Here is a 16070-nt window from a genome sequence, read left to right on the forward strand (position 1 = left end):
GGGGGAGTGCCATGAGCCGTTGGCAGCCCGGTCAGGGCGACGGCCGACCCCGGTGGCGGGCAGCCGGCCGGCTGGCGCCGGTGGTCGATCGATCCGATGGATCGTCCGCGAACCCGCGGGCCGTGGCCCCGGTGGAGCCCGCGGTCACCGGGGACGAACGCGGCTCCGCCGACCGGTGGCACCGGCGGGGCCGGCGGCCGCAGCGCGGCCCCCGGCCCCGCCGCGGACCGGTGCTGGACCGAGAGCGGTGGCTCTCCATCGCCAGCCCCATCGGCCTGCTGCTGATCTGGGAGGTGCTGGTGCGGCTGGGCTGGTTGGACGTCCGGTTCTTCCCGCCGCCCAGCCGGATCGCCGTCCGCTTCGCCGCCATGGTGGCCGACGGCACCCTGGTCCAGCACCTGGGCATCAGCCTCTTGCGGGTGCTCCTCGGCTTCGCAGCGGGCGCCGTGCCGGCGGTGGTGCTCGGCCTGACCATGGGGCTGTTCCCGGTGGTGCGGGCGGTCCTGGAGCCCGTGGTGGCCGCGATCTATCCCATCCCCAAGATCGCCCTGCTGCCGCTGCTCCTGATGATCTTCGGCGTCGGCGAGACCTTCAAGGTGGTCACCATCGCCCTGGGCTGCTTCACCCTGGTGCTGGTGAACACCGTGGCCGGCGTCGTCAACATCGAGCGCATCTACATCGACGTGGCGCGCAACTTCGGCGCCTCGCGCCTGGACTTCTACCGCACGGTGGCGTGGCCGGGCGCCCTGCCCATGATCTTCGCCGGCCTGAAGCTGGGCATGGGCGTGTCGCTGCTGCTCATCGTGGCCGCGGAGATGATCGGCGCCCGCAGCGGCCTGGGCTACCTGATCTGGAACTCCTACCAGGTCTGGGACATGGCCGCCATGTACATCGGCCTGGTGCTGATGAGCTTCTTCGGCTACGTCTTCACGATGGCGCTCAACGAGCTGGAACGGGTGGTGCTGCCCTGGCGGCCCCGGTAGCGGCGCGGGCAGGGACGGGCGCACACCGGCGCGGCGGAAAGCTGGCCGACCACCGCCGGACGCCGCGTCGTGGGGCGTGCCGCGTCCGGACCGGGCCGCTGGGCCCTCTGCGGCGCCCCGGCCCGGGGCCCGCGGCAGGGGGGGCGCGCGCGGGTGCGGCCGGCGGCGGGGATCGTCCCGACACGGCCCACGCGCCGGCGGCGGGCCTCGGGCGGCGAGGGTGGGTGGACGGCCCGGCTTGGGAGCGGCGTGGCGAGGGACGGCTTCAGGGGGGATCGCGATGACCACACCGTGGAAGATCCGGATTCGCGGCCTGCGCAAGGAATTCGCCACCCGGCGGCGCGTGATCACCGCCCTCGACGGCGTCGACCTGGAGGTCGCCGAGGGCGAGTTCGTCTGCCTCGTCGGCCCCTCCGGCTGCGGCAAGACCACCCTGCTGCGCATCCTGGCCGGCCTGGAGACGCCGACGGCGGGCACCATCGAGGTGGCGCGCCGTGATCCCTCCCGGCCCTTGCAGGCCATGGTGTTCCAGGAGCAGTCGGTGTTCCCCTGGATGACCGTCCGCCGCAACATCGGCTACGGCCTGGCCCTCCGGCGGGTGCCCCGCGCCGAGCGGGAGCGCATCGTCGACCGCTACCTCAAGCTGGTGGGCCTCGAACCCTTCGCCGACGCCTACCCCCACCAGCTCTCGGGCGGCATGAAGCAGCGGGTCAGCGTCGCCCGCGCCTTCGCCGTCGACCCCGAGATCCTGCTGATGGACGAACCCTTCGCGGCCCTGGACGAGCAGAACAAGCTGCTGCTGGCCGAGGAGCTGTTGCGCCTCTGGGAGTCCAACCGCAAGACGGTGCTCTACGTCACCCACTCCATCGACGAGGCGATCCACCTGGCCGACCGCATCGTGGTCTTCACGGCCTCGCCGGGGCGGATCAAGGCGGAGGTGCCGGTGACCATCCCGCGGCACCGCGACCTGGACAGCCTGCGGGCGCACCCCGCCTACGCCGCCATCTACCAGCGGGTCTGGCAGGCCCTGCGCGACGAGGTGCTGGCCGCACGCCGGCACGAGGAGCGGGAGCGGGTGGCCGGACGGCGGTAGCCGGTTCGTCCGGGGGAGGGGTGCCATCGCCCCGCTGGCGGAGGCCACGGCGGGGCGCTATACTGGAACCGCTGCGGAGGGAGGCCGCGGGGGCGCGGACCTCCCTCCCGCCGTGTCTGGGAAGTTGCACGACCGCAACCTTCTTGCGGGGAGGAAAGTCCGTGACGGGTGGGGTGCGGGACCGGGGGTTCCAGACGGTGGACCCTCGTGCAGCCAGCCTGCGAGGGGCCTGGCTGGGCATCGCCGCCTACGCGCTGCTGAGCGCGGTGAAGATCGCGGTCGGCTGGCGGGCGGGCTCGCGGGCGGTCCTGGCCGACGGCCTCAACAACCTGACCGACGTGCTGGCGTCGGTGGCGGTGCTGTGGGGCATCCGGGCGGCGGCCCGGCCGGCCGACGCCGAGCACCGTTACGGCCACGGGCGGGCGGAGACCGTCGCCCAGCTCGTGGTGGGGACGGTGATGGGGCTGGTGGGGCTCGACGTCTGCGTCGGCGCCCTCCAGGCGGCGCTCACCCCGCGGCTCGAGCCGCCCGCGCCCTACGCGGCGCTGGTCGCCCTCGCCGCGGCCGCCGTCATGGGCGGGGTCTACCTCTACAACCGCGCCCTGGCGCAGCGCACCGGCAGCCTGGCGCTGCGGGCCGCCGCCCGCGACCACCGCGCCGATGTCCTGGTCAGCCTGGGCACGGCGGTCGGCATCTGGGGGGCCCAACGGGGCTGGCCCTGGCTTGACCCCGTGGCGGGCATGGTGGTCGGCGTGCTGGTGGTGCGCACGGCCTGGCGGTTGCTGGTCGAGGCCACCCACGACCTGCTGGACGGTTTCGAGCCCGAGCGCCTGCAGCGGCTGCGCAGGCGGATCGCAGGGGTGCCGGGTGTCCAGGGGGTCCGGGACCTGCGCGGACGGCGCCTGGGCAAGGCGTCCGCCATCGACGTGACCATCACCGTCGATCCCGACCTCACCGTGGAACAGTCCCACGCCGTGGCGGACCGGGTCGAGCAGGCGCTGCGGCGCGACCCCGACATCCAGCTGGTGCACGTGCACGTCGAGCCCCACTCCGCGCCGGCCGGCCGCCCCCCCGCCCGGACCGCCGCCGCGGATGTCGGTGCGCCCGGCTCCGGCGGCCGAGGGGAGCGCGGCGATCGCCCCCTCCCTCCGGGGGATGGCGGTCCGTCGGGCACGAACGACCCGCCCGGCGACCCCACGGCCCCCGCTGGCCGGTCCGCGGCCCGGTCGTAGGCCGGCGCCTCAGCCGTCCCCGTGGACCGCGTCGTGGTGCGCCCCCGGGGCCTGGAGGTACCGCTCGGGATCCCGCTCGAACTGCTTGCGGCAGTACGGGCAGCAGAAATAATAGGTGGTGCCGCGGTAGACCACCGTCTCGACGCCCATCTCCTCGGCGGTCGACTCGTCGATGGTCATGCCGCACACGGGATCGACGGCCACGGTGACACCGCCTCCCTGGATTCGCGAAGGGCCCCGGTGCGGCGGCGCTGCCGCGCCCGAGGCGGATCGCCCTAGGGAGGGTTTTGGCGCCCCGTTGCGGCATCCCTGCCAAGCCGCGGGGCAGGAGGAAGATGTCATGGCCCGCCAACGGACCCAGCCAGCGCCCCTCGAGCCCGGCCAAGTGGTGGAGCTCGAACCCCACGGCGTCGCCGCCGGCGGCGACGCCGTGGCCCGGTACGACGGCATGGTGGTCTTCGTTCCTTGGGTGGCGCCCGGCGACCGCGTGCGCGCCCGCGTGACGGAGGTCAAACGGCGGTTCGCGCGGGCCCAGCCCGTGGCGGTGGTGGCGCCCGGGCCCCACCGCGTCGAACCGCGGTGTCCCTTCTTCGCCCGCTGCGGCGGTTGTCGGCTGCAGCACCTCGCCTATCCCCAGCAGCTGGCGTGGAAGCGCCAGATGGTGATCGACGCCCTGGAGCGCATCGCCCGGATCCCCTCGCCACCGGTGGCGGAGGCGGTGGGGATGGACCCGCCCTGGCACTACCGCAACAAGGCCGCCATCCCCGTGCGACGGCTCCCGTCCGGCCGGGTGGCCATGGGCTTCTTCGCAGCCGGGACCCACCAGGTGGTCGACATGGGGTGGACGGGCTGCGCCATCCAGCACCCGGTGATCGACCAGGTCATCGCCGCCCTCCGGCGCTGGTTGGAGGAGGACCCCGACGGCCGGGCCACCTCGACCTATGACGAGGCGCGCCATGAGGGGCTGCTGCGGCACCTGGTGGTCCGAGTGGGCCTGCGCAGCGGGGAGGCGCTGGCCGGCCTGGTGGTCAACGGCGACGGCCTGCCGGGCGAGGACCGGCTGGCTCGCTACCTGCGGCGGGAGGTCCCCGCCCTGGTCGGGGTGGTGAAGAACGTGAACCGCCGCCCGGGCAACACGATCCTCGGCCCGGAGACGCACCCCCTCGACGGTCGGCCCTGGATCGTCGACCGGCTGGGCGGCCTGCGCTTTCGCATCAGCTTGACGTCGTTCTACCAGGTGAACCCGATCCAGGCCGAGCGCCTCTATCGCCTGGCCCTGGACCACGCCCTGGGCGAGCCGGCGCCGGGCGCCAGGGACGGCGACTTCTGGCTCATCGACGCGTACGCCGGGATCGGCACCCTGGCCTTGCTGGCGGCGGCCCGCCTGCGCGCTGCCGCGGCCCGCCACCGGCCGGGCGCCGGCCGGTGGCGGGTGACCGCCATCGAGGTGGTGCCGGAGGCCGTCGCCGACGCCCGGATCAACGCGGCCCTCAACGGCCTCGCAGGGGTGGAGTTCCTCACGGGCAGCGTGGAGGAGGTCCTGCCGCGGCTGGCCGCGGCCTTCCGCCGCGGGGAAGGGGGGCAGGGCCGTCCTCCCGCGGCGGAGGCGGCCACCGGGCCCGACGACGACCCTCCCGTCCCCGCTGCCGGGGACGACCGGCGCCGTCCAGACGTGATCATCCTGGATCCGCCGCGCAAGGGGTGCGATCCCGCCGCCCTCGCGGCATGCCTCGAGCTGGCGCCGCGTCGGATCGTCTACGTCTCCTGCAATCCCGTCACCCTGGCCCGGGACCTGGCCGTGCTCTGCGCCACCGGATCGCCGGCCGCGCCGCCCCTGCCCGCGGCCGTTGCCGGTTCGGGGACGGGGAGGCCTGGCGCCGCCCGCAGCGGGCACCTGCGGTCCCGCTACCGACTGGTGTCGGTTCGTCCGGTGGACATGTTCCCGCACACGGCCCACGTCGAATGCTTGGCCCTCCTCCAACGGGACGAACCGGCTCCTCCCACGGGACGAACCGGCGAGTGATGGGGACGGGGCAGCCGGGCCCGGGGCGGACGGGCGGGACGTCATGCGGACGCCACCGTCCCTCGGGTCCGCGCCCGATGGGGGGACGGCCCTTGTCCGGGCGCACCCCTTCTGCCATGCTCGTGGCGGTGAGGTGGATGTCCATGCACTCCGTTGGCGACATCACGCCGCCCGTCGGCGGCGGGGCGGCCGCTGCCGGGTCCCGCCCCGCGTCGGCCGGTGCGGAGGCGGTCTCCCGAACCGCCGGGCCCGCGGCCGATGGACGCCAAGACGAGGTCGCGACCGAGGGGGCGGGCGAGACCCAGAACCGGCCGCCCTTCACCCTGGAGGGCTGGTTCGTCCTCCACGACTTCCGCCGCCTGGACTGGCGGCGCTGGAAGTCGCTGGAGATCGCCCGCCGGGCGGCCATTGCGCGGGAGGCGGCGGCGTTCTTGCGCCGCGTGACGGCGGCGGCCGACACCGGCGAGGGGGCCAGCGCGCTGTACCGGGTGGTGGGCCACAAGGCCGACCTCCTCTGGCTCCACTTCCGGCCCACCCTGGAGGCCCTCAGCGACCTGGAGGCCGCTCTGTCCCGCACGGCGCTGGGCGACTACCTGCAGCCCGCCTACTCCTACGTGTCGGTGACCGAGCTGAGCTTCTACCGTGCCGGTCCCGGGGGTCCCGAGCGGGACGTCCGCCACGAGCCCTTCGTCCGGGGGCGCCTCTATCCGGCGATCCCGCCGGCTCGCCACGCCTGCTTCTACCCGATGAACAAGAAGCGCTCTGGGGCGGACAACTGGTACCTGCTCCCCTTCGAGGAGCGCGGCCGCCTGATGCACAGCCACGGGCTCATCGGCCGCAAGTACGCGGGGCGGGTCACCCAGATCATCAGCGGCTCCGTGGGCCTGGACGACTGGGAGTGGGGCGTCACCCTGTTCGCCGACGACCCCGTGGACTTCAAGCGCGTGGTCTACGAGATGCGCTTCGACGAGGCCAGCGCCCGCTACGGCGAGTTCGGCCCCTTCTACGTCGGCGTCCGCACCGATCCGGACGACCTGGTTCGCTTCCTGTGTCCCGAGGCGGCCGGCGAGGTGGCCGCCGAAGCGGAAGGCCGCTGAGAAGGGTGCCCGGCGCTCTGGATCGACGGTAGGCCTGAGGAGGGTGCCGGGCGCTCCGGGATCGGCGGGGCGCTGGGGCAAGGTGCCCAGTGCCCCCGGATCGGCGGGGCGCCTGAGGAGGGTGCCCAGCGCCGCCGTTCCGGCCGCCGCCGCCCCATCGGCAGAGGTGGGTCCGCGGGGGTGCCCGTCCCGAGGCTTCCGGTTGCCCCCGGCCGGGTAGGGACGGGCCGGCCCGTCACGAATTCCCCGGCAAAGGCGTGGCAACGGGGGTGTGCTCTTGGAAGAGCTCGTCCGCTCCATGGCTGAACAGCTCTTGCACCGCGGCTCGGTGGACGACGAGGTGATCCGGGAGACGGCGGCCCGCCTGGAGGGGCTGGTCGCCCGCCTGCGGGCCTTTGGCGAGGAGGTGCTGGGCGAGACGCTGCCCGCCATGGCCTTCGACCCGGGCCACCCCGCCTACCGCGTCGCGCCGGGGTTGCCGGTGGCGGCCCTCGAGCGCCTGGGCGGGACCGGCGGGACGGGATACGGGGCGGCGCGGCCGGTTGCACGACCCGCGGGGGCGGACGGGGCGGCCCGACCCGCGCCTCGCCCCGCCGCCGGAGAAGGGACGACCCGGCCGGTCCCCGGCGCCATCGCGGCGGGCGGGACCCTGGCCGGGCCGGCGGAGCAGGCTCCAGGGGGCGCTCCCGTCGCCGGGACGGCAGAGCCGGTCCCAGCGGGCGGGCCCGTCGCCGGGCGGGTCGAGCCGGCCCCCGCGGCCGGTGGCCGGGCCCATGGCGCGCCGCCGGGGCAGCCCTGGGCCGCCCCCGGCCGCCGGGTCATGGCCGGCGGACCCCTGGCCGGGATGAGCGCCGGGGAACTGGTCGAGGTCTTCCGCACCGGCCGGCTCGGGGTCGAGGAGGTGACCCGGTACGTTCTCCAGCAGATCGAGGTCCTGGATCCGCACCTCCATGCCTTCGTCACCGTGACGGCCGAACAGGCCCTCGAGGCCGCCCGCCACCGCGACGCGGAGCTGGTGCGTTGGCGCCGCGGCGGGGGCGAGGCCGGGGGTGGCGGGGGCGAGGCGCCGGGTCCCCTGTTCGGCGTGCCCGTGGCGCTCAAGGACCTGATCGACCTGGCCGGTGTGCCCACCACGGCCGGCTCCCGGGTGCGGGCCGGCCACGTGGCGCAGGCCAGCGCCACCGTGGTCCGGCGGCTCGAGGCGGCGGGCGCCGTGATCGTCGGCAAGACGGCGACCCACGAGTTCGCCTTCGGCGCCACCACCGACACGCCCTTCCACGGACCCGTGCACAACCCGTGGAACCTGGAGCACTCGGCGGGCGGTTCCAGCGGCGGATCCGGCGCGGTGGTGGGGGCCGGCCTCTTGCCCGTCGCCCTGGGGACCGACACCGGCGGCTCCATCCGCATCCCCGCCGCCGCCTGCGGCACCGTCGGCCTCAAGCCCACCTACGGCCGGGTCAGCCGCCACGGGACCGTACCGCTGAGCTGGTCCCTGGACCACACCGGTCCCCTGGCCGCCACGGTGGCCGACGCGGCCCGCGTCTTGGAGGTGCTGGCGGGACCCGACCCCCTGGACCCCGCGGCGCTGGGGGCGCCGGCGCGGGGCCTGGTCCAGGCGGCCGAGGCGGGGGCGACCGGGGACCTGCGCGGCCTGCGCATCGGCGTGTTGGCCGACTGGGCCCGCGACCGCATCCATCCCGAGGTCGAACAGGCCTTCCGCGGCGCTCTGCGTCAGCTGGAGGACATGGGTGCGGAACTGGTGGAGATCGGGGACGCCGACCTCCCTCCGGCGGGGGTGCTGACGCTGGTCAACCGCCTCCTGGCTCTGGCCGAAGGGGGCGCGTACCACGCCGCGACCCTGGCCCGTCGGGCCGGCGACTACAGCCAGGAGGTGCGGATCCGGTTCGAGCTCGGCCAGTTCCTGCTGGCCCGCGACTACCTGCTCGCCCAGCGGCTGCGGACGGAACTGGCTCGCCGCGCCGCCGCGGTGATGGAGCGATGCCACGTGCTGGTGGTGCCCACCCTGCCCATCCCGGCTCCCCGCCTCGGCCAGGCGACGTGGACGCCCGCTGGGGCCGAACCGGAACCCGTCCCCGAGGCGCTGATCCGGCTGACCGCGCCGTTCAACGTGACGGGGCAACCGGCCCTGTCGGTGCCCGTGGCCGTCGGCGCCAGCGGCCTGCCGCTCGGGGTGCAGGTAGTGGGCCGCGTCCTAGACGAGGCCACGGTGCTGCGGGTGGGCGCGGCGCTGGAGCAGGCCCGCGGCCCGCTGCGGCGGTGACGGCGCCGGCCTCCGTGGCCTGGGGCGCCGGCAATGCGTGGACAGGGCCCGGCCCGCCGTCCCACCGCGCCTCCTCGACCCCTTCGCGTCGTCTTCACCCGGGGAACCGGGTCTACGCCGCCTTGTGACCGCGGCCTCGCTGCGGTGACGTCGGCCGCGGTCGCGCCGCCGTGATCTCGACCCCCATCGCCCATCGACGAGAGCCGGAGGATGGCGGGACGCCACGGCTTGACGCCCGCAGCCGGGGCCGCTATACTGGCCGCGGAATCCCACGAATGACATTCATTCTCATTATTGGTTGGGAGGCGGCCCCGTGAAGGCGGCTTCGGCCTTCGAGGTCCTCGCGGCGCGGGCCTGGAACCTGCTGAACGAGGGGAAGAGCTTCTACCCGCTGTTCAACCTGGGCCTGTTCGCGGTGCTGGTCGCCGTCGACCCCGCCTGGCGCCAGGGCGCCCTCATGGGGGGCGGCGCCGGACTGGGCCGGGCGCTGCTGGCCAGTCTCCCCCTGCTGCTGGCGTACGTCCGCTGGGACTTCCCCCTGCACCTGCGCTGGTTCCTCTGGCCACCCCTCCTCGCCTTCGGCGTCCTCTTCGGGTGGCCGTCCCTCGAGGCGGTAGGCCTGTCCACCGGCCTGTACTTCTTCTTCACCGTCATCGTCTGGGGTACGGTCTACTACCACCTGCGGACGGGCACCACGCTGTGGAACTTCCTCCGCTTCTGGAAGCTGGTCCTGAAGAACGCCGACTCCACCAGCGGCAACGCGCAGGAGCAGCTGCCCAAGTCCTTCCTCACCCTGGCGGTGTGGCACCACCTGCTGGCAGGGGCGGCCTCGCCCATGGCGCCCACCGGCGGCGCCTTCGGTGCGGTGGCCGGGGCGGGGTCCGCGGCCGCGGCAGCCGGTGGGGCCGTGCCCGCCGCGGCCGGGGCAGGGGCCGGAGCGGGGCTGGTGGCTGAGGTGGGCGGCGGGCCGGCGGTGCTCCCCGTGTTCCTCTTCACCGTGGCCGTGGCCGTCTATGCGGCGGTGGTCCACCGCGTCGGCTTCAACTGGCGGCCGGCCGAGTACCCCGAGTACGCCGAGGCCCCGGCGCCGCTGCCACGTCCGTCCCGGCGGGTGGTGGTCATCGTCATCGACGGTTGCCGCAAGGACAAGCTGGAGCAGGCCGAGACGCCCTTCCTCGACTGGCTGGCGGCGCGGGGGACCCGGTTCGACCGGATGGAGACGGTCTACCCCGCCCGCACGGTGGTCTGCTTCAGCTCGATGTTCACGGGCACCTACCCGCGGGAGCACGGCATCACCAGCAACCTGGTGCTGCGCCTGGGGGTGCGGGTCGAGAGCGTCTTCGACGTATTGGCGCGCCACGGCCGGAAGGGCGTCCTGCTGGGCATCGCCCACCTGATCGACGCCTTCGGCCATCACGTGCGGGCCATCACCAGCGTGCAGCACGGGGACGAGGTCGACGGCAACATCATGGCCGCGGCCCGGGAGATCCTCCAGCGGGACGACCCGGACCTGCTCGTCGTCCAGCTGATCGCCACCGACCAGACCGGCCATGCCCGGGGCGTCCACTACCCGGAGTACCTCGAGCGCATCCGCGAGGCCGACGCCCACATCGAGGCCTTCTTCGCCTGGATGCACCGCCACGGCTACACCCGGGACGCCACCTTCCTGATCTGCGCCGACCACGGCCAGGGCGACGGCATCGGCGGCCACGGCCACCTGGGCGAGGGGGAGCGGTGGGTGCCCTTCTTCCTGGTGGGTCGCAACATCGCCCGCGGACGGCGGGTGGAGGGACCCCACAGCATCGTCTCGGTGGCGGCGACGCTGATGCACCTCCTCGGCCTGCCCCTGCCCCAGCGGGCCCGCGGGCCGGTGCTGGAGGAGGCCATCGATGCCGCCTCCCCGGACCTGGTGGCGGACCTGGATGCCTACTTCGCCGCTCGCTCCCCCGTCACAGCCGAGGGCAGCCGCCTCGCCCGGACCGGCGGGGCGGCAGGGCCGGCGGCGGAGGCGGCGACGGCGCCGGCGAACGCGGTGGGCGACGCCCCCAGCGGGCGGCCGACGGCCGTGGCCCAGGGGCGGGCGGCCGCCCCGACGGTGCCGACCTCCCCGGCACCGTCGGCGGTCGGGGGGCGGTCCCGGGGGCTTCGGCGGCAGGAAGGGGGAGCCGGGAGGTGAGCGCCATGGCCGCGACCCCCATGTCCGGCTCGCGGGCGACCCGGCACGGCCGCCGCAGGCGGGGCGACGGGTCGAAGCCGCCATCCCTCGGCCTCGCCGCCTATTCGCGACCCGTGGTCGTCGTCTTCCTTCCCGCCTTCAACGAGGCGGCGGCGATCGGTGACGTGATCCGGCGCATCCCGCGCCCGGCCCTGCCCGGTTGGCAGACGCTGGTGATGGTCCTGGACGACGGCTCCACCGACGGGACGGGGGATGTCGCCCGGGCGGCCGGGGCGGACCTGGTGGTGCGCCATCCCCGCAACCGCGGCCTCGGGTACACGGTGCGGCAGGGCTTGCGGCTGGCCTACCGGTTGGGCGCCGACGCCGCCGTCATGATCGACGCCGACGGCGAGTACCCGCCCGAGGCGATCCCCGCGGTGCTCGCCCCCATCGCCCGCGGGCAGGCCGACTACGTGCTCGGCTCCCGGTTCCGCGGCCGAATCCGCGGCATGCGCTGGTATCGGCGGTTGGGCAACTACGCCTTCACCCTGCTGCAGGCCCTGATCCTGCGCCGCTGGATCAGCGACGGCCAGACGGGGCTGCGGGCCTTCAGTCGGCCCGCGCTGCGGGCGTGCCGGATCGTCCACGACTACAACTACGCGCAGGTGATGAACCTCAACCTCCTGCGTCAGGGCTTCCGCCTGGCGGAGGTGCCCATCGCGTACCGGGTGCGGCAGACGGGGGAGTCGTTCATCCGCTTCCGCGATTACGTGCGGCGGGTGCTTCCGGCCATGTGGCGGGAGCTGACCCTGCCGGTGGACGGGCGGGCCGTCGGCCGCGTCCCGGGGCGACGGGCGAATTCGGGATCCCCGGGGCGGTGGGCGGTCGCCGGCCGGCCGCCGCGGCGGGTCGGTCCGGGCCGCGCCGCGCCCCGTGCCCGCGAGGGGGGCGGGTGCCGCCCCCTCTCCCGCGGGCCGACCCTTGACGTCGGCGGGCCCGTGCCTCGCAGCACCCATTGGGCCGCACCTTGATGGACATCACCGGGCCGGACGAACCGGCCCCCAGGGAGGGATGCTCCATGGCGATTCCAAGGACGGCCGTGTCGCCGGCGGAGGCCCTGCCGCCACCGGCCGGCGGCCGCCAAGACCTCTTCCGTGGGGAGGTGAGCGGGCGTCGGGAAGGCGTCCGCCGCCGGAGCCCGCGAGCCGTCCGACCGCGGGGACGCCGGCTGGCGACCCTGGCGGTGCTGGTGCTCGCAGCCATGGCCCTGGCCGCGTGCGGCCGGGGCGAGGACCGGCCGGGCACCGTCTCCGTCGACCCAGAGAGCACCACCGTGTCGGTGTCCGGCACGGGCACCGGGACCGGGACGGGCACCGGCTCAGGGACCCACACCGGCAGTGGATCCGGCACCCATAGCGGCAGCGCCTCGGGGACCCACACGGGGAGCGCCTCGGGCACCCATACCGGCAGCGCGACGGGCACCCACGCCGGCGCGGAGCCCGGCCACGTGGAGCCCAAGCCCGCCGGCGCGACCCAGGTCGACGTGACCCTGAAGGAATGGGCCATCGAGGTCGAACCGGCTCGGGTCAAGGCGGGCCAGGTCTACTTCCTGGTGACCAACGAGGGCCCGGAGCACCCCCACGAGCTGGTCGTCATCCGGACCGACCAGAAGCCGGAGGAGCTCCCGGTGGTGGAGGGCCGGGTGCCGGAAGACCGGGTGGAGATGGTCGGTGAGGTGGAGGCCTTCGCCGCGGGGACCCAGGCCTCGGGGCTGTTCGACCTCGGGCCCGGGCGGTACCTGTTGATCTGCAACATCGTCGAGGGCGAGGGCGACCACGCGGTCAGCCACTTCGAAGAGGGCATGGTGGCGGAGTTGACGGTGACCCCGTGAACCCTGGGACGAAGGGGATGAGGAGCTTGCAGTCCGTGGGGAGAGCGCCTCGACGGGCTGGGGGAGCCGGCGGGCCCGGTCGCTGGCGGCTGCGGTGGCGGCCAGGCCGGTGCCGGCCCCGCCGGGCCGTGGGGCTGGTCGCGCTGCTGGCGTTGGCCGGGTTCGTCCTGGCGGGATGCGGCGCATTGGGGGGCGGGGATCGCCCGCAGCTGGTGGTCTACTCCAGCCGCACCCAGAGCCTGGTGCACCCGCTGCTGGAGCAGTTCGCCCGGGAGACGGGCATCGACATCCGGGTCCGGTACGCCAGCACGGCCGAGCTGGTCAACGCGCTGCTGGAGGAGGGCGAGCGCAGCGCGGCCGACGTCCTCTACCTGTCCGACGCCGGCGGCTGGGGGCCCTTGCGGGAGGCGGGCCTGTTGGCCGAGCTGCCCCGGGACGTGCTGGAGAAGGTCGATCCGCGCTTCCGCTCGCCCGACGGCCAGTGGATCGGCGTGTCGGGCCGGTCCAAGGTCATCGTCTACAACAAGGACCGGATCGACGAGCGCGAGCTGCCCGACTCGGTCATGGACCTGACCGACCCCAAGTGGAAGGGGCGCTTCGGCTGGGCGCCGACCCACGGGGAATGGCAGATCCTGGTGACCGCCATCCGCCTGACCGAGGGCGAGGAGGCCGCCCGGCAGTGGCTCGAGGTCATGAAGGCCAACGAGCCCAAGGAGTACCCGAACCTGATCAGCATCGTCCGCGCCGTGGCCGACGGCGAGGTGGACATCGGCGTGGCCAACCACTACTACGTCCCGCGCCTGATGGAGGAACTCGGCCCGGACTTCGCGGCCCGCAACCACTTCCTCAAGCACGGGGACCCCGGGGCGGTGATCGACGTCACGGGGGTGGCGATCCTCAAGGCCACGGACCAGCGGGAGGCGGCGGAGCGGTTCGTCCGATTCCTGCTGAGCGAGGAGGCCCAGCGCTACTTCACCCAGGAGACCAAGGAGTACCCGATGATCCCGGGCGTTCCGCTGCCCGAGGGCGTGCCGCCGCTGGAGGAGCTCGAGCCGCCGGCCATCGACCAGAGCGACCTGGGTCAGCTGCGGGAGACGCTGAACCTGCTGCGGGAGACCGGGGTGCTGCCCTGACCGGTGGCCGGGCGCCCGGGGGAGCGGGGCGCCGTCCGGCGCCCCGCTCCCCCGGCGGACCCCAGCCCTTGGCCCGGTGACGCCGGTCGCCAGCGGGCACCGGCAGCCCAGCTCCTCGAGGCGCCGGGGGACCCCAGCCCCTGGCCCGGCGACCCGGGGAAGGGGTCAAAGGGCGGGGAGCCAGGGACGGGAGCGGGGGGCGGTCAGGGGGCAGGGGCGGTCAGGGCCGAGTCCCCGAGGGGGGCGAGACGAGGGCGGGGGCGGCACCGCCGGCCCCGTCGCCGGGAGGTGACGAGGTGCGCCAGGCCGTCTTCGGCAGTCGCAGCCTTGGGCCGAAGGCCGCCCGGCCAGGGCGGCGCCCGGCCGGCGCCGTGCCCGCGGCGCGCCGCGCGTTCGGGGAGGCGGACGTGGCGCGGCGGGCCGTGGGCCTGTTCCTCCTCCTCGCCGTGATCTACAGCCTGTCCGCGGACCTGCGGGCCAGCCGCGGTGCCGCCATCACCGGCGACGAGCCCTTCTACCTCTTGACGACCCAGAGCCTGCTGGAGGACGGGGATCTGGACCTGCGCCAGCAGTATGCGCGCGCGTCCTACCGAAGCTTCTTCGACCACCCCGACGGCCTCTGGATGCAGTCGGTGCCCACGGCCGACGGCCGCATCCTCAGCCCCCACAACCCCGGCCTGTCGGTGCTGCTGATCCCGGGCTTCGCCCTCGCCGGCCTGCGGGGGGCCCAGTTCCAGCTGCAGCTGCTGGCCGCCCTGACCTTCGCCCTGACGTACGTGTGGGTGGCGCGGCGGACCGGCGAGACGCGGTGGAGCGCCTGGGCGACGCTGGCCGTGGCCCTCAGCGCGACGCCCTTCGTCTATGCGACGGAGATCTACCCCGAGGTGCCGGCGGCGCTGGCGCTGGTGGCCGCCTTGCTGGTGCTGGCGCGGGACGAACGGGCCCCGGGCGCCCAGGCGGGATCCGGGGCGGGGGAGGAGGGCGGTCGGCCGACGGTGCCGCCGGGTGGCCCGCCCCCCTGGGCGCCTGCCGGGACGGGACGGGCGCCGGTGCCCCCGGGGTCGTGCGGCGGCGGATCCCGGCGGCTGGGGGGACGGATCGCGGCCATCGGCCGAGGGCAGCAGGCGCCCGGGCCCGGGGCCGGGCATCCGGGCGAGATCGGCCGGTGCGCGGTGCTGGCGCTGCTGCTGGCCGCCCTCTGCTGGCTCGGCATCAAGTACGCCCCGCTGGCGGCGGTGGTGGCGGCCGCCGCGGCCTGGCGGGCGGGTCGCCGCGGACGGTGGGCCCTGGGGCTGGCGGCCCTGGTCCTCGGCATCCCCTACGTGCTCTTCCACCTGCGGGTGTTCGGGGCCCTGACGCCGTACAGCGTCAACGTGGTCTACGCGGGCCAGTCGACCCCGGAGGTGTTGCAGGCGCACCTGACCGATCTCGCCAACCGGTTCTACCGCCTGTGGGGGTTGTTCGTGGACCGCCGCTTTGGGCTGGTCCGCTGGGCCCCGGTGCTGCTGCTCGCCCTGCCGGGATGGGTGATGGCGGCGCGGGATCGCGGCGGCGGTCGCCTGGCGCTGGCTCTCGCCCTCGTCCAGCACCTGGTGGCCACCTTCGTCGCCATCACCATGATGGGCTGGTGGTTTCCGGGCCGAACCCTGATGACGGTCCTGCCGCTGTACGCGCTGCCCATCACCCTGGTGCTCCAGCGGGCAGGCCGGCGGGCGCGGGGCGCCTTCGCCGTCCTGGCCGCCGTCTCGCTGGCGATCACCGCAGCCCTGGTGCGGTCGGTGGGGGCAGGGCAGGTGACGGTGGCCGTCGACCCCTTCGCCATGCCCGTGGCGTGGTTCGCTGCCATGGGACGGCTCTTCCCGGACTACCGGGCGTGGACGCCCACCACCACGGCCTTGACGGCCCTCTGGCTGGCGGTCTTCGCCGGGCTCGGCGCCTGGGGGTGGCGGCTGGTGCGCCGCGGGGATGCCGCGGTCCCGGCGGCTTCGCCGGTCCGCGGGGCGGCGGACCGGGCGGGGTGCGCCGCGGCTCCCCCCGCTGCGTCGGCCGGGGTCCACCGGCGGACGAACCCGGCCAAGGGCGGCGGGTGGCCGCCCGGGCGGTGACGGGTCTCGGGGCGCCCGTGGGCGGGCTCGTGCGGCGGGGGCCCTCGAGGCGCGCCTTGTTGATGTTGATATGGAAC

The 16070-nt window shown here is 75.0% G+C and carries 12 protein-coding genes; 11 read left to right on the top strand and 1 reads right to left on the bottom strand.

Annotated elements, in window-relative coordinates; translation table 11 throughout:
- Positions 1-11 precede the first annotated feature (11 nt).
- The 3 genes from Q5761_RS02245 (at position 12) to Q5761_RS02255 (ending at position 3308) form a co-directional block, all read left to right on the top strand.
- Positions 12-983, top strand: a complete 972-nt coding sequence (locus tag Q5761_RS02245; RefSeq protein WP_318751026.1) for an ABC transporter permease — start codon at positions 12-14, stop codon at positions 981-983.
- A gap of 280 nt (positions 984-1263) precedes the next feature.
- Positions 1264-2076, top strand: coding sequence for an ABC transporter ATP-binding protein (locus Q5761_RS02250; protein WP_135224962.1), 813 nt, complete (start codon positions 1264-1266; stop codon positions 2074-2076).
- Positions 2077-2237: 161 nt separating this feature from the next.
- Positions 2238-3308 (top strand): cation diffusion facilitator family transporter, encoded by a 1071-nt coding sequence (locus Q5761_RS02255; protein WP_318751027.1) that lies wholly within the window; start codon positions 2238-2240, stop codon positions 3306-3308.
- Between the two features lie 9 nt (positions 3309-3317).
- On the opposite strand, the gene Q5761_RS02260 is transcribed toward Q5761_RS02255, so the two are convergent.
- Positions 3318-3512, bottom strand: coding sequence for a YHS domain-containing protein (locus Q5761_RS02260; protein ID WP_135224964.1), 195 nt, complete (start codon positions 3510-3512; stop codon positions 3318-3320).
- A gap of 136 nt (positions 3513-3648) precedes the next feature.
- Between Q5761_RS02260 and rlmD the strand changes: the two genes are divergently transcribed.
- The 8 genes from rlmD to Q5761_RS02300 all read left to right on the top strand — a co-directional run bounded on the left by rlmD (position 3649) and on the right by Q5761_RS02300 (position 15993).
- Positions 3649-5331 (top strand): 23S rRNA (uracil(1939)-C(5))-methyltransferase RlmD, encoded by a 1683-nt coding sequence (rlmD, locus tag Q5761_RS02265; protein WP_318751028.1) that lies wholly within the window; start codon positions 3649-3651, stop codon positions 5329-5331.
- A gap of 143 nt (positions 5332-5474) precedes the next feature.
- The gene (hemQ, locus tag Q5761_RS02270; protein WP_318751029.1) at positions 5475-6428 is read left to right on the top strand and encodes a hydrogen peroxide-dependent heme synthase; all 954 of its coding nucleotides are present in this window, start codon (positions 5475-5477) and stop codon (positions 6426-6428) included.
- Between the two features lie 277 nt (positions 6429-6705).
- Complete coding sequence (locus Q5761_RS02275; protein ID WP_318751030.1) at positions 6706-8709, top strand: amidase; 2004 nt, start codon at positions 6706-6708, stop codon at positions 8707-8709.
- A 313-nt stretch (positions 8710-9022) separates the two neighbouring features.
- On the top strand, positions 9023-10885 hold the full coding sequence (locus Q5761_RS02280; protein WP_318751031.1) for an alkaline phosphatase family protein: 1863 nt from the start codon (positions 9023-9025) through the stop codon (positions 10883-10885).
- A 5-nt stretch (positions 10886-10890) separates the two neighbouring features.
- Entirely contained in the window at positions 10891-11895 is a 1005-nt protein-coding gene (locus tag Q5761_RS02285) for a glycosyltransferase family 2 protein (RefSeq protein WP_318751032.1), read from the top strand.
- 47 nt (positions 11896-11942) lie between these two features.
- The gene (locus Q5761_RS02290; RefSeq protein ID WP_318751033.1) at positions 11943-12755 is read left to right on the top strand and encodes a hypothetical protein; all 813 of its coding nucleotides are present in this window, start codon (positions 11943-11945) and stop codon (positions 12753-12755) included.
- A 35-nt stretch (positions 12756-12790) separates the two neighbouring features.
- Positions 12791-13888, top strand: a complete 1098-nt coding sequence (locus Q5761_RS02295) for an iron ABC transporter substrate-binding protein (protein ID WP_318751034.1) — start codon at positions 12791-12793, stop codon at positions 13886-13888.
- 296 nt (positions 13889-14184) lie between these two features.
- On the top strand, positions 14185-15993 hold the full coding sequence (locus Q5761_RS02300) for a hypothetical protein (protein WP_318751035.1): 1809 nt from the start codon (positions 14185-14187) through the stop codon (positions 15991-15993).
- The last annotated feature ends 77 nt before the right edge of the window (positions 15994-16070 follow it).

It is taken from the genome of Thermaerobacter composti, assembly GCF_033582035.1.
Lineage (GTDB): Bacteria > Bacillota > Sulfobacillia > Thermaerobacterales > Thermaerobacteraceae > Thermaerobacter > Thermaerobacter composti.

Excerpts from the sequence above, each read along its gene's own strand:
- Q5761_RS02245 (WP_318751026.1), top strand. The coding sequence starts at position 12 with ATGAGCCGTTGGCAGCCCGGTCAGGGCGACGGCCGACCCCGGTGGCGG.
- Q5761_RS02250 (WP_135224962.1), top strand. The coding sequence starts at position 1,264 with ATGACCACACCGTGGAAGATCCGGATTCGCGGCCTGCGCAAGGAATTC.
- rlmD (WP_318751028.1), top strand. The coding sequence starts at position 3,649 with ATGGCCCGCCAACGGACCCAGCCAGCGCCCCTCGAGCCCGGCCAAGTG.
- hemQ (WP_318751029.1), top strand. The coding sequence starts at position 5,475 with ATGCACTCCGTTGGCGACATCACGCCGCCCGTCGGCGGCGGGGCGGCC.
- Q5761_RS02285 (WP_318751032.1), top strand. The coding sequence starts at position 10,891 with ATGGCCGCGACCCCCATGTCCGGCTCGCGGGCGACCCGGCACGGCCGC.
- Q5761_RS02290 (WP_318751033.1), top strand. The coding sequence starts at position 11,943 with ATGGCGATTCCAAGGACGGCCGTGTCGCCGGCGGAGGCCCTGCCGCCA.